This is a genomic window from Spiroplasma endosymbiont of Labia minor (genome assembly GCF_964019845.1).
In the GTDB taxonomy this organism is placed as follows: Bacteria; Bacillota_I; Bacilli_A; order Mycoplasmatales; family Mycoplasmataceae.
The window spans coordinates 513,633-528,442 of record NZ_OZ026465.1; the positions used below are offsets into that span (position 1 = coordinate 513,633).

A 14,810-nucleotide genomic window follows, 5' to 3' on the forward strand; every position below is an offset into this window, starting at 1 on the left:
TGATATAATATAACTGCGATGTTGGAGGGATGATATGCCAAATACTCTAATTTCAACAGATGTTAATTTACCTAAATTAATTCGCTATCGAATTAATGAATTAATAAAAATGAAATTAACTCCTTCAACTATAAATTTAATGATTAAAGATATTTTATTAAATAATGATTTTAAGCACAATGTTGTAAAATATATAAATATAATATTAGAGAAAGAATTTAGTAATATAAACAAAATTCAAAAAATAAGTAAACAAAATAAATCTAATTACATAACTGGTAATGTTCACAAAAATCAGAGAATAGATAATTTATTAAATTTACAAAAAATCTTTCTATCAAGTACAAATAATAAAAATGATGATCAAAAAAAAGAAAGTAAAACATTAAATTTTGAAGAACTGAGAAAAGCTCATCAAGCAAAAACAAACAATTTAAATACAAAAGAAACTCTTAAGACAACTGAACAGATATTAATAAATGATAAAAATAATGATAATAAAACTAAAGTTGATTTAATTAAATTGTTTAATGAAGCTAGAAAACCAAATAAATTATCAAATAGAATATCAGATACAAATACAGATAAAAAAATAATGCTAAAAACAAAATCAGGTTTTACAAAAGCAAAAATAATTAAAAAAATTGCTGATAGTTTATCAAATGATAATAATTTAACTAATGGAATTGATTGTCAAGTGCAAAAAGAAAAATCATTAAAAAAAGCAAAAGAGTCTAATTTAGATTGAAATCAAAAAAAATTAATAAATACAATATTTAGATATGGTAGACAAATGGAAATCATTGATATTTTGAATGTAAATATAAAAATTGAATCAAACAATCGAGATTTAGAAACATTAAATTATTCAGATGATGATATTAAATCTATGCCAGATTTAGAAATAAACAATGATAATGATGGCGAAAAATAACATATAAAATAAATTGATAAACAATGATTTTAGCAATAAATCAAAATAATAAGTATTATTCGTTATTTTTTTAATAAATTCTATTCAATTTATTAAAAAAAATGTTAAAAAAAAATTCTTTTGCTAAATAAACTAGTATATAATTACTTACGAATTGGAGTTGAAAAAATGGCTAGTGTTACTCTGCATGAGGGAGAACCAATTGAAAAGGCGTTGAAACGTTTCCAAAAAGTAGCTTCAGTTAATAAAGCTGAAGTTAGAAAACGCGAATATCACTTAAGTAAAAAAGAGAAACGCATTTATAAACAAAAACAAAACCGCAGATTTGGTTAATACCAAATCTTTTTATTTTTTTGATATAATCAAATTATGTAACGGAGAATTATACTATGGCAGTTAAAGAAAAATCTAAAACAACAGGAAAAACAACAATTAAAAAATCAAATAATTTAAAAGAAGTTGTAAAACCAAAATTTGATGATCAAAATAATCAACCAGTACCCTTAAAAGATAGATATAAAATGGAAAAACGAGATGCTGGAACTGGCATGAAAAAACCGGATCTTAAATATCCAGAAAGAAAATATACTCAAATTATTTCTTTAAATAAAAAAAATAAAGATACAGCAATCAGCAGAATCACTGATGATTCAAAAAGGACTTTAGAAATTAGAAAAAAAGTATCTGGTTATGGTGTTGATTATTCACCAGAAGCAATTAAAGTACAACGAAATATTGATTTAACTCCATTGAAACAAAAAAAAGGATCAAAAATCTCTAGTACTTCAAAAAACAAAAAATAAATAATATTATTGATAATTCATAAATACCCATTAATAAGGTATTTATGAATTATTTTTTTTATTTTTAAGTCATTTTTTTCATTTAATTTATATTATTTTTTGAGGTGAAATGATGAGATACTGTATAACTGGAATAATTTTAGAAATAAATGATGAAATTATAATAATAAAAAATGGACATGTTGGTGAACAATTTAAACTGATAATAGAAAAAAATGTAGCTTTGAATTATCAAATAAATGATGAAATTACATTGTATATTTATGATTTTCAATCTCAATTTGAAATAACATCATTTACATTTAATAGTTCAGTAATAAGAAATATTTTTGAACTATTGATTAATATAAAATCAATAGGAATTTTAACTGCTAAATCAATAATTAATTCTATAGAAATAGATAAATTTTTAAATATAATAAAGACTCATAATTTTGATGAACTTTTAAAATACAAATTTATTAATAAATCTTCAGTTATTGTCATAATAAAAGAACTAAATATTAAATTATTTTGCAAAAAATATAAGAAAAAACAAGAAGAAATTATTGAAACTTTACAGAAATTGGGTTTTTCAAAAAATTCTATTTATCGTGTTATAGATCAATTAGATTCTAATTTACCATTTGAAAATTTAATTGAACAAACTTTGAAAGGTTTAAGTAATAATGAAACAGATTAAAATCAATAATAATGATAGGCCAGAAAATTGAAAAGATTTCTTTGGTCAAACAAAGATTATAAATAATTTAAAGGTGATTATAGAGTCTTCAATTAAAGAAAATAAACAAATCGACCACATATTGATTCATGGTGGTTCTGGAATGGGTAAAACATCTTTAGCCATATTAATTTCAAAAGTTGCAAATAAAAAAATTCATATTTTAAATGTGTCTGCACTTCAAAAACCTTCTGATTTAATAGCTGTTCTTACAACAATAAAGGAAGGTGAATTTATTTTTATAGATGAAATTAATGCAGTCGAAAAAGAATTAATTGAAACGTTATATCCAGTTTTAGAAGATGGATACATTAACTTAATTATAGGAAAAGAGTACAATTCCAAAATTGTACACGTAAAATTGCCATCATTTACAATGATTACAGCCAGTACAGAAATAACAAAGATAGCAAAACCATTTTTAAATCGTTTCCCGATTCATGTTCAATTAGAACCATATAATATTGAAAATATTACTTGTATAATTCAAAATAAAGCATATAAAACAGAAATTAATATCAACCCTAATGAATGTTCATATTTAGCGTTATATGCGCGTAAAACACCTAGAATTGCAATTAGTTTAATGAATCGCCTTTTTGATTATTTTGTTGTTAAAAAAATTAGTGATTTTTCAAAAAATAGCATTGACGTTGTATTGAATAATTTAGATATTCATAAATTTGGGCTTACAAATATTGATATGAATTATTTAAATTTGTTAATGAAAAGACAACCGTTAGGATTAGAAACATTATCTCAAATTATGAATTTGCCATTTGCAACAATTTCAAATAATATTGAGCATTCCTAATTCAAGAGGGATTAATAATCAGAAGTTTCAGAGGAAGAACTTTAACAGAGAAGGGGACTTTACTTTTACAAGAGGGTAGTTAGTTATCTTATTTTGCAATTAAAATGTAAGTTTTTGTTATAAAATAAATTCAAGAAGAGGTGATATTTATGGAAAATAAAATTTATAATTTGAAAGAAAACACTCTTGGTAAAATAGAATTTAAAGATAATGCTTTTTTTGCAAAAGTCAAAATCATTATTAATAATAAAATAATTGATAAGAATTTTATTTACTCTTCTTTAACTAATGGCGTAGAGATATTTTCTAACTTCATCTTGAATGCCTTAAAAAGTTTGATGAATAATTCTGAATTACATGATTTTAATAAACATATATCCCAATGACTATTAAAAAAATGAGGTAATTCAGATATAAGTTCAATACGCAGAAAAGTTGAAGGTATTTATAGCGAAAGTTGAAAAAATAATGTTTCAAACGAAGAATGAATTAATAGATCAGAAAAATCATTGTATTTTACAATGGCCTATATTGCTTTATTTTATAATAATGGTTTTTTAATAACTGAAAATAAAACAATAGAAATTACAGTTTCGATGATCAAAAATATGATTGCAGTAAATTCATGAGAAGATGGAAAGTTTAAAGAGTAAGTTTAAAATTATGAGAAAAATTTTGTCTTTTTTAATATTTGTTCTACCAATAAATACAATGGTATTAAATGTTGTATCTTGTGGTGAAAATAACGATGCTACTTTAGAAATTGATAATAATTTAGATTATTTAAATGCATTTAAATTAGCATTTGGAAATTATAAAACTAATTTAATAGACAATAATCCTTCAGAAATAGATTTAACCTCTGATTCTGTTGATATGAGCAATGATGGTTATTTTTCAGTTATTCAAAATTTTTGTGATGACAATAGCTCATATATTTGTACATACACTGGTAAAAAAATCACAAATGATGAATTTAGAAATGGTAGCAGTAGTTCAACTGATTTTACTTCAAATCAAATTAGCAATATTCAATTTGCACTAGATGAAATTGCAAAAAAAATAAATCTGGCAACGAGTAATGAAACAAATTATCAATATGATTTTTCAAATTATTTATTAACAGAAGATTATTCAAATTTAAAATATTTTCTTTTTGGAATTCAAAGTCCAAGTAATAATGATATTTATGAAGTAAAAATAATTGGTCAACATTCAAATGAAATTAAAAATAATAAAAATATTTCACAAGAATTGCAAACAAATTCAATGATTGAAAATAATTTTGAAAATTTAGGTGTAAGTGATTTTATAAAATCACTTTCAAAAACATCAACAAATAATTTATTTTCAACAAAAAATGTAATGAATTTTTCTTCATTAGGCTTTTATTCTGCTTTATTTAATGAAAACCTATCTAATAATGATGCGACATTAAATTTGCAATATAATTTAGCATTTAATAATTTTGATACAGAAAATAATATGAAGTTGTATAATTATAATTTGCAAAATATTATAAATGAATTTGTTAATTTTGTACAAGAAAATTATTTATTTAATTCTAGTGCCACTCAAAATGATTTTATAAATTATTCAAATGAAATTTTAAATAATTTTGGATTATCAATTTCTGTCAAAGCAATAAATAGTAGTAAATTAAAAAGTAATCTTAGCGATAATTTTACAATTTCTATTCAAAATTTAACTAATAATTTTTCTTTTGAAAAGGAAATTAAAATTACAAAATTTATTGATGAGACGAATGAAGAAGAAAATATAAATTCAATGATTTTACTTTTAAACGAAAAATATAAAATAGATTCATATAATTTGGGTATTAGCTATGAAGAATACTTAAAAAATAATGATATGCTAATTACTAAATTAAGTACATTATTAAATGATTTTTTCCCAAGAGAAATTTATACTGTGTCAATAAGCTTATTAAATGATGATATTGAGCCAAATCAAATATCTCAATTTAAATTGAACATAAAAAATAATATTAATAATATTGAATTTAATAAAGAAATAAATTTTTCATTAAATTCATTACAGGAAATTAAAAATTCTATGTTAGAAAACATCATTAATACATTTAAATTATATTTTGTTAAAAATAATGATATAAATTTCACAATGAACGACGAAAAAATACTAGTATCCAACGTAGTTTTAGAATTTAAAAATAAAGAATTTTTTAAATTTTTTAAATTGAATGAAGTAGGTGAATAATATGAAAAAAATTATTGTTTCTTTTTTAACTATATTTTTTAGTATTCAAAATCTTTTCATAAGTGCATGTACTGTAAGAAATATTCCATCTTTACCGGCTAACGCAACAAGTAACGACATAAAAATACTTTTTAAAAATTCACCATATTTATTAGAACCAGTTTATTTTTGGTATTTAAAAAATATAAATGGTGAATGAATTCATACAGATTTTAAAAATGATTTAGGGACATACAAAATATTGGATGGACAAATTTCTCTCTCAGAATATAATAATTTGTCATTTGAATCTAAAGATTTTTTTGATAAATTTGCAATATCTTATAAAGCTGAAAAGCAAAGTGGGGACATAATTTATGATTTTATTGATTCTAGTATTAGGGTTGAAAATAGCTTTGTAAAAAAAATAGAATATTTAGATATCGGCAATATAAAACCAAGTGTAAATATTAGTTCAACATTAGCATTAACTATTTTTAATAGTTATAATGTTTCTGGTAAAATGCTTCTAAGTTACACAATGAATCAAGATGATTATTATACTTTTGAAAATAACAAATTAGATCAATTAATAAACTCTCAAATTCAAGATAATAAAATAACCATAATTGAAAATACTAATCCGGATGAAAATTATAAATACTGTGTAATTAATTCAAACATCAATGATTTTGAATTAATACTTAAAGAACAATTTTCAAAATTAGAAATTAATGATTTGCACTTGAATGTTGATCAAATAAATAAAATTATTTCAATAACTAGTATAGATGATTTAAAATTATTTTATAGTTACAAATTTTTAGATTAAATATTTCTTTCAATCTCTTTATAAATTAAATTAGCAAGTTTAAGATAAGATACTGATTCTTCCATTAAATTCAAAAAGATTATAGTATTTTGGATTTTTTTGCTTAATAAAATATTTTTTACTTTACTTAGTGATGCAGTTTGCGAAATAATATCTATTAAATTGGCTGAATCATTACTATTAATAAGTTTAATGTCTATTTTTTTATAAATTCTATTTAACATTTCATACGATTCATCAAAAGAGGGTGAATCATTTTTTATTCATTTAATTTGTTCGATATCTTTATCGTACATTTTATTAATATTTTGATAACTAATAACTTTATCAAGATTTGAGGATATTTTTTGATAAAAAAGTCACTTCAAATCATCAAGCATTTGTCTTGAAGGGGTTTCATTTGCGCCTATTTTTTTAATTGTTTCACTTGTGAATGTTAATGAATTCATTTTTTTTTCTAATAAAGAATATAAAATTATTACACTTGGATTAAGTTTATTTTCATCTTCTGTTAAATCTGTTGATTCATTCATAATATCTTCAACTATATTTAAAAAATTATTATTAGAATTCAAAACATTTGTAAAAGAAGAACTCACTCTTATAGAATGCATAATATTTTCAATTTCATCAATAGTATTTGCGTGATTTATTTCATTTAAAATTCTTTTTACAGAGCTATTTTGACTGTCAAATATTTCCTTTTGAGGTATATTGAATGCACTTTCTTTATCGTCTAAAGATTTTTTAAACCAATCAGTAACAATTTTATTCACTATATTTTCATAAGTTTTTAACACCATGGAAATAACCCTCAATTCTTTATTTAACTTTTCTTATATATGTAATATAATATTAATTGCGTGAAATAACAATAGAAAGACGATTGATAATAATGAATCTAGAATCAATTTACAAAAAAGATGGCAAATATTTTTTAAATGAACATCAATATTTTATTGTCTACAAAGATATTTTAAAACAAAATTTAAAAAAAATCTCATTTCCTTGCATAATTTTAGATACAGAATTCATCAATAAATCACATTTTTTAAAAGAATTTGAACAGTTAGGTGCTGTAAATCTTAATTCAGATGAAGAAGCAACATATTTAAAAAATATTATTATAACTATTAATTTTTCTTTTGCAAGAAATTATGAAGATATCTTAAAAAGAGATAATCAAAAAGCAATAAAATCTATTAAAATGGTAAGAAAAAAGAAAATGAATGCATCAATATTTTATGAACAATACAGAAAATTGATTTATGATTTTATCAATATTGTTAATAAAAAAAATATTAAAACATTGGTTTTTGCGGGAAAGGCAAATGATGAAGCGATTATTAATGAATGATTTGAAAAAATAAAATTTAAATTTAAACCTAAAATACTAATAACAAATAGTGTTAAATCGCAAATTAAAGCAGTAGATATATATGACACATTGGAGAGTTCATTTGAATTTTCAAATGTAAATAATAACGGTGAACAATTTGTAGATCCTAAAAATTATGGAGTAAATACAAAAAATAATTTACTAAAAATAAAATCACAAAAAACATTTTTCGAATATTTTAAAAGCATAACTTCAATAAATTTTGAAGAAGATGAAAAAATTTATGATCTTTGTTGTCAAGCATATTATTTTTTTGCAAAAGAAAATTTAAATGAACAAGAATTTAATAAAGGCTCTTTAATAATAAAAAGTATAAATATGCATTGCAAAAATGATGTATTAAAATCGCTGTTATTGATAAAATTCTTTTGCTTGGCAAAAAAATTATCATAAATTTTAGTAATTAATTAAATTTTATGCATTTTTTAGTAAACCTAAAAGAAAATTTGTTTTCTTGTAAAGTTTAATATACGATATTTTAAATCAATTGAGAGACTGATTTTATATGAAAAGATTATTAGAAATATTAGGAACAATTGGAATTACAATAACTGGTTCATCATCAGTTGTGTCACGTGTTCATATTTTTTTAAACACTGATAAAATAAATTTAGATTCTATAGATAATTTAGATTCTATTGATGTTTACGTTAAAGACAATCATAATGTTACAGAACAAGATGTGACTTACATTATTGAGTATCTACAAACACAAATTGTACAAGTAATAAATACAAGTCAATTAGCAACTTCAGATGTTTCGTCTGTTGACTTTACAACAAATACAGCAGATGTTATAAAAACTGGTGATTTTTCTTCAATAAATGCAGTTGAAATATCAATTTCTGCTACAAGTAATTCGCAATATTTATTTGGATCAAAAAATATTCAATTAATAATTAATTTAGGTTTAGATTTATCAACTTTAAATAATAATATTGAATATCAAACATCAACATCAAATAATCTAATTTCAATAATTGGAGCTAAACAAAAATGATTTGATTTAAATAAAATTGAATTGAAAGCAATAAATACAAATATAGACATTTCGTGATTTGAAATTGCAAATTTTGATGCATGTAGTGAAAATATATTAGGAAATATAGACATTTTTGCAACACAAACGTATAATGAGCAATTTCAAAATATTGCAAAAACTTTAATAGAAACAATCATAAAACAATCAGGTACAATTGATACATCTGTTGGTGGCGGAACTGATATTATAAAGGATGATAATACTTTTGATGGAATTATTGATGCAATCACTCAACTTTCAACTGGAACTATTCTAGTCGTAACTAATGCTAATTCAATCTACAAATTAACAGATGAAGGCAAAATTGATACATCTGTTGGTAGTGGAACTGGTAAACTAGAAGATAAAAACTTTTGATAGCACAATCCGATCAATCATTGAACTTTCAACTGGAACTATTCTAGTCGTAACTAATGCTAATTCAATCTACAAATTAACAGATGAAGGAAAAATAGATACATCTGTTGGTAGTGGAACTGGTAAATTGGAAAATAAAACTTTAGATGGAGCTGCTTGTTCAATCTTTCAATTTTTTGACAATACAATTTTAGTTGAAACATATGTAGGTTCAATTTACAAATTAACAGATGAAGGAAAAATTGATACATCTGTTGGTTATCGTACTGGTAAATTGGAAAATAAAACTTTAGACGGTTATGTTTATTCAATCGCTCAACTTGCAAATGGAATTATCTTAGCTGGAGTTTCAAGTAATTCTATTTATAAATTAGTAAATTAATTTTATATAAGGCAAGTCTTACAAGAAAATGCAAGACTTTTTTATTGTCACAAATATTAATTTTTGAACATCATAACAAACAATGAAAATCAACAATCATGAATAACGACCTTTGAATCGTGAAAATTGTATAATTAATTTTCTTGATGTATAATGTAAGAGATAGATTATAAATAACTATTTATAGTTTTATTATTCATCAATTTTATCAATGGGGGAGAATGTAGTGGAGATTATTAAACCTTTAAAAGCTAATGCAAATGCTAAATATTATTTGGCTGCAACTTTTATTATTAGTTTAATTTTTACTTTTTTTGGTATTTCTAATCTTTTAGCGTTAGACTCAATCATATCAAATGGTAAAAGTTTTTTTGATGAAATACTAAGAATTTCAGGAGCTGCAGAAGGCGTAGATATAACCTCTAATGGATTTAGTAAATTAAGTAACATATTTATTCTTTCTAAAATTAATGGAACTATAAATGTTATTTTAACAGTTACAGAAGATAATGCATGAATGATTTCTTATTTAATGTTGACAATTGGATCATTTAATTTAATATACACAATAATTATGATGATAAAAATGTCTTCTGGATATAAAATCAAAGGAAATAATGATAAATTGAACATTCATAAACCGTTTGTTTCAATAACTTTGTATATTGCAATTACTATTACTTTTGGTTTTATAGGATTAATTTATTTTGCTTGAGGTTCTCTAGCACTTATTTCACAATATGAAGCAATTGTTGTTCAATATGGTTATACATCTGTTACTGAATTTAAAAATATTGTCTTAGAAGTTAATGCAAATATTTTTTGATTAACTACATCTTTGTTTGGATCACATGATACTACAAATTTAACAATTAAATATATTGTTCCTTTAATTCCTTTAGCAGTTGTAGTTGTTCTTGGTTTATTTGCTTTTTTCTCATCTATGTTTATTTGAACCAAAATTTCATCAGGATTTGATTTGATGTCAAAAAATGTAAACAATAATCAATTAAATAATGCAAATAACAATAGAAATAATAATAATAATAGAAACAACAATAATAATGACAATGATTATGATAATGATAGAAATAATTATTATGCTCCAAGAGATAATAATTATTTTAATAGTCAAAATTTTTCTAGTCCGAGTAGTATTGAACCCATAAAAAATCAACATATGAGTTTTTCGCCAGTACGAATTTCTGGAAAGCGACCTGAAATAATTAAAAGAAAACCGTTAATAAATACAAATAATGGTTTTGAAGATTTACTTATTGCAAATCCAACATCTAAATGACAAAAATTTAATAAAGATACTAAAGCTCATGCTGAATTTTTTTATTCAAACACTTTAAGATTATTTGAATTATCTCAAAATTCTGGTGCTTCTATCTATAAAAAAATGCAGAATTCGTACAATAATTTATTGACAGGAAAATTAGATAAATCTTTACATGATGTTCAACAAGGAATTATTGAGTATATTAAATTTTCAACCGATGTTGATAGAAGATTTGTAAATTTACTTGTTCAAACCGCACAAACAACACCAGGAGTTTTTTCGTACAATTTATCAGCAATAAATGATTTAGCAACTAAGTATGAACAAGCATTGACAGATTGAAATTTATTAGAAGCAGAAGGATCAATTGAACAATTATACGCAATCGCAATGACGCAAAACCAATTATTAGCAAAAGTAGGATACTGTTTAAAATATAGATTAGCAAATGACTACGCATTTATTAATGATCAATTAAATGTTGTTACCAGATTAAATGCTGCTAGAGATTCAAGAAATTATAAAGAATATAGAGATATTTGTTCATCAGTTATTTCGATGATGTCTCCTATGAAAATACAAATTAAACAATTCATTGCAAATGTATTTAACAGTTTAAAAATATAATTTAAATTATAAGATGGCGAAAACAAAGAAAATATCTATGCGCAAAATTATTTGCAATAGATATTTTTGATTATAATTATTTTATTTGTAAATTTAATTGTAATTTTCTATGTTTTATTAATAAATTTCAGCTAAAATAATGCTTCTTTAAGAATTTCATAATTGTTTTATAATATTGTTTAAAAACAAAATATTTACATTATTTAAGTAATTAAAAATGTAATAAATTATAAATATGTTAGAATTATAATGTGTTAGCAATTTTAAACTATATACATAAAAGACTAAGATAATTCAAACTATCAAATGAAATATCAATTGAAAGGTAAATGTATCATGATTACTATTGGAATTTATGGATTAATGGGTACAGGTAAAACAACTGTTGTCAGTTACTTAGTTACACATCACGGTTTTTTAAAAATTAGAGCAGATGATATTTCAAAAGAAGTACTTAATTATCCAGAAGTTGAGGATTTTATAAAACGCCATTTCCCACATGCAATAAATGCTTATGGTACTATAGATCGTACTCGTTTAAGAAAATACATATTCAATTCAAGACGTAATAATATGAAATTAGGGGCAATCATGTGACCATTAATTCGTAATAGAATTATTGAAATCATTGAACTTTCTAATGCAGACAAAATTGTTATTGAAGCAGCTAATTTACCACTGTTGAAGGTATCATTTGACTATTATATGTATATCATTAACTCCGACTCAAAAATATTGACTAAACGCCTTAAAAGACGCGATATTCGTGATGAATTAGAAATAAAACGAATAATGAATTTCCAAAAAGATGTTATATTAAATAATGAAAATAATTTTAAAGAAAGAAGTATTTTAATAGATAACAACAGCACTTTAGAAGAATTCTTCAAAAACATTGACAACGCATTGGATGGCATTTATTTGGATTATTTAGCAGAACACCCAGAAAAAAGTAAAAATAAGGCCTTTGAAATACCAATGCCTTTATTTGAAGAAACAAAAATGCCAAATTTTCTAGAAGAATTACAACCAGATGAATTAGAAAAAGCATTATCTAAAATAGATAGAAATGCTAAAAAAATAAGAGAAAATAAGAACAAAAATAACAGTAATTCTGCCAATATTTAAAAAGCCAACATTTTATTTATTTATTGGCTTTTTAAATATTACAAATTATTTTTTATTATTTTGTTTTTTTATCGAAGCAGCTTCTTTTAACGCGAAATCCACAGCTTTTTGAATTAATTCCTGAGTTTGTTCTGCAGTAAAAAGAGGAGCATCTTCATTTTTTTTAGTTGTTTTCATTGTTTCCTTAACTTCCGGTGTTTTTTTTGAAGGTTGTTCTAAAACAACTTCGTTTTGTTTTTCAGTTTTTTGATTATTTATACTTAATTTTGAAGGTTTTTTAGCCTTTTCTAACAATTCTTTTGTATCGATTTCTTTATAATTTATTTTCTTTGTTCTTGAAGCAGTGTTATTAAAATTTTTATTTTTACCAGAATCATTAGTCACTATTTTTTCTCCACGTGTTGATCGTGAAGGCGGTATGTATTCATCATGAAATCCTTGTTCATCCATAGCTGTTTTTGCACCTTGTATTATAGAACCTAAACCACCACCAGAGAGGGGGGGTTCAGATCCAGCAGGGGAGTTAAAGTTACCGAGCATTCTATTTCTTAAAGCGGCCATTCTACTTGTTAATTCTGATTCATCTATTTTAGTTAATTCACCATCATTTGATGAATTATTTTTTGAATTTGAAGTTTTAATTTTTGCTTTTTCTTCACCTATTCTTTTTTTAGCGTTAGCTAAAATATCTTGCAGAGAACCTTTTTCTGGTTTATTTTTAGCTTCAGTTGCAGCTATTTCTTCTTCTGTTTGTTTTCCGTGTAATTTACGAACTTTGACTTCTAATTCATTTTGAGCATTCTCCGATGCTTTCATAGGATCCATCAAATCACATATATGAATAACTTGATGCACAGAACAAAATCTAGGATATAATGGTAACGCCATAATAATTCTCCTCTAAATAAAATTTATATTACTTCTCTATAATTATAATTCATTTTATTGATATTTACTAATTATTGTTTATCATTATCTGTTTTTTCTTTTCAAATATTTTTTATATCTTTATTTGATAAATGAGAACGATCCAAAAATAAATATTTTTGTTGAGTTGGATTTCTGTCAAAATAACGTTCAATTTTTTTACCAGAAATAATAACTTCAGCACCAAAATTTATATTTAAAAAATCTATAATGGCCGAATTAGCCGAATTATGAAAAGGGGAGTTAATATCGTTTAAAGACAATTGAATTCTTTTAATTAAAGCTGGTTTTACATTATCTAATCTAATTCCAATTAATGATATTGTCTCCCCTTTTCAATTTGATAAAAATAACTCATGTATAGCACAAAAAATAATTTCAAAATCATTTGTGGGTTGCTTTAATGTAATTTGAAATGATTTATGTTTCAAATGTTCTCTTTTATCAAAAATTCCATTATTCTTATTATAATTTCTAAGTATTAATGAAACAGTTTTACCTTCTAATAATCTCAAACTTGCTCTTTCATGCACTCTGTATGCTAATTCTTTTAACATATCGATTAATTCAAATTCATTATCAGTTGGTTGTTCTAATGTTAATTCATTACTGATACCATTTAATTCATTATGTTTTAAATTTAATTCAGTTTCTCCAAGTCCGAGTGCTGACATTTTTAACTTATTGCCAATGATATTACCAAAATGATTATTGAGTGCTTTTTGATCGATTTTTGCAAGATCACCAATAACATTTACATTAAATTCATCTCTTAAAACAATTTCTGTTGCAATACCTACACCAAATAATTCTCTGATTTTTAATGGTCAGAAAAAAGTAGATATATGTTCTTGTCTTCAAAGCGTTATACCATTAGGTTTATTTTTTGAAACTGCCATTTTAGCTAATAATTTGTTATCTGATATGCCTATCGAACATGTCATATTAAATTTTTTGAATATTTTATCTTTAATAATTTTTGCAAGTTCCATTACAGATTCATATTTTTTGTAAATATCTGTTACATCTATATAACATTCATCAATTGATGCTACTTCTATTTTATTTGTAAAATCTTTTGCTATTAAATTAAAAATAGCTTCACTCATATTAGTGTAGAGTTTAAAATTAGGTTCTTTTAAAATTATATCTGGGCAAATTTTCTTAGCTTTATAAATTGGCATAGCTGATTTAACCCCAAATTCTCTTGCAACATAATTTGCAGCAGTAATAATTGATCTTCTTGAATCTATAGCAACTGCAAAAGGTTTATTTATTAGTCTAGGGTCAATACTCATTTCGCATGATGCAAAAAAAGAATCCATATCTAATAAAAAAATTA

At 23.4% G+C, this 14,810-nt stretch carries 16 protein-coding genes; 13 read left to right on the forward strand and 3 right to left on the reverse strand.

The genetic code is table 4. The annotated features are described in order from the left end of the window. Window positions 1–34: 34 nt before the first annotated feature. The 8 genes from AACK85_RS02660 (at window position 35) to AACK85_RS02695 (ending at window position 6,321) form a co-directional block, all read left to right on the forward strand. Window positions 35–934: a hypothetical protein gene (locus AACK85_RS02660; RefSeq protein ID WP_338969164.1), complete on the forward strand. Its 900-nt coding sequence runs from the start codon at window positions 35–37 to the stop codon at window positions 932–934. Window positions 935–1,102: 168 nt separating this feature from the next. After that, a complete protein-coding gene (gene rpsU / locus AACK85_RS02665; RefSeq protein WP_338969166.1) occupies window positions 1,103–1,267 on the forward strand; it encodes a 30S ribosomal protein S21 in 165 nt (54 codons plus the stop codon). Window positions 1,268–1,323: 56 nt separating this feature from the next. Next, entirely contained in the window at window positions 1,324–1,737 is a 414-nt protein-coding gene (locus tag AACK85_RS02670; protein ID WP_338969168.1) for a hypothetical protein, read from the forward strand. A 112-nt stretch (window positions 1,738–1,849) separates the two neighbouring features. Continuing rightward, the gene (locus AACK85_RS02675; RefSeq protein WP_338969170.1) at window positions 1,850–2,419 is read left to right on the forward strand and encodes a RuvA C-terminal domain-containing protein; all 570 of its coding nucleotides are present in this window, start codon (window positions 1,850–1,852) and stop codon (window positions 2,417–2,419) included. Then, window positions 2,406–3,272, forward strand: a complete 867-nt coding sequence (locus tag AACK85_RS02680; RefSeq protein ID WP_338969172.1) for an AAA family ATPase — start codon at window positions 2,406–2,408, stop codon at window positions 3,270–3,272. Before AACK85_RS02675 ends, AACK85_RS02680 begins: the two co-directional genes overlap by 14 nt. Window positions 3,273–3,421: 149 nt before the next feature. Continuing rightward, a complete protein-coding gene (locus tag AACK85_RS02685) occupies window positions 3,422–3,925 on the forward strand; it encodes a hypothetical protein (protein WP_338969174.1) in 504 nt (167 codons plus the stop codon). Between the two features lie 10 nt (window positions 3,926–3,935). Next, a complete protein-coding gene (locus AACK85_RS02690; RefSeq protein WP_338969175.1) occupies window positions 3,936–5,510 on the forward strand; it encodes a hypothetical protein in 1,575 nt (524 codons plus the stop codon). Window position 5,511: 1 nt separating this feature from the next. Continuing rightward, entirely contained in the window at window positions 5,512–6,321 is an 810-nt protein-coding gene (locus AACK85_RS02695) for a hypothetical protein (RefSeq protein ID WP_338969177.1), read from the forward strand. Here AACK85_RS02695 and AACK85_RS02700 read toward each other — a convergent pair. Beyond that, window positions 6,318–7,124 (reverse strand): hypothetical protein, encoded by an 807-nt coding sequence (locus tag AACK85_RS02700; protein WP_338969178.1) that lies wholly within the window; start codon window positions 7,122–7,124, stop codon window positions 6,318–6,320. The genes AACK85_RS02695 and AACK85_RS02700 overlap by 4 nt on opposite strands. Window positions 7,125–7,216: 92 nt before the next feature. Between AACK85_RS02700 and AACK85_RS02705 the strand changes: the two genes are divergently transcribed. The 5 genes from AACK85_RS02705 to coaE all read left to right on the forward strand — a co-directional run bounded on the left by AACK85_RS02705 (window position 7,217) and on the right by coaE (window position 12,541). Beyond that, window positions 7,217–8,113 (forward strand): hypothetical protein, encoded by an 897-nt coding sequence (locus AACK85_RS02705; RefSeq protein ID WP_338969180.1) that lies wholly within the window; start codon window positions 7,217–7,219, stop codon window positions 8,111–8,113. Between the two features lie 112 nt (window positions 8,114–8,225). Beyond that, window positions 8,226–9,122, forward strand: coding sequence for a lipoprotein (locus AACK85_RS02710; RefSeq protein WP_338969183.1), 897 nt, complete (start codon window positions 8,226–8,228; stop codon window positions 9,120–9,122). A gap of 124 nt (window positions 9,123–9,246) precedes the next feature. Then, window positions 9,247–9,501 carry a hypothetical protein gene (locus AACK85_RS02715; protein WP_338969184.1) on the forward strand — a complete coding sequence of 85 codons (255 nt, stop codon included), beginning with the start codon at window positions 9,247–9,249 and terminating at the stop codon, window positions 9,499–9,501. Window positions 9,502–9,727: 226 nt separating this feature from the next. After that, complete coding sequence (locus AACK85_RS02720) at window positions 9,728–11,413, forward strand: hypothetical protein (protein WP_338969185.1); 1,686 nt, start codon at window positions 9,728–9,730, stop codon at window positions 11,411–11,413. A gap of 336 nt (window positions 11,414–11,749) precedes the next feature. Beyond that, entirely contained in the window at window positions 11,750–12,541 is a 792-nt protein-coding gene (gene coaE, locus AACK85_RS02725; protein WP_338969186.1) for a dephospho-CoA kinase, read from the forward strand. Window positions 12,542–12,586: 45 nt separating this feature from the next. Here the strand turns inward: coaE and AACK85_RS02730 are convergent, their stop codons facing one another. Both AACK85_RS02730 and AACK85_RS02735 read right to left on the reverse strand, forming a co-directional pair. Then, entirely contained in the window at window positions 12,587–13,429 is an 843-nt protein-coding gene (locus AACK85_RS02730) for a hypothetical protein (RefSeq protein ID WP_338969188.1), read from the reverse strand. A gap of 71 nt (window positions 13,430–13,500) precedes the next feature. Next, window positions 13,501–14,793 carry a DNA polymerase IV gene (locus AACK85_RS02735; RefSeq protein WP_338969189.1) on the reverse strand — a complete coding sequence of 431 codons (1,293 nt, stop codon included), beginning with the start codon at window positions 14,791–14,793 and terminating at the stop codon, window positions 13,501–13,503. Between the last annotated feature and the right edge of the window lie 17 nt (window positions 14,794–14,810).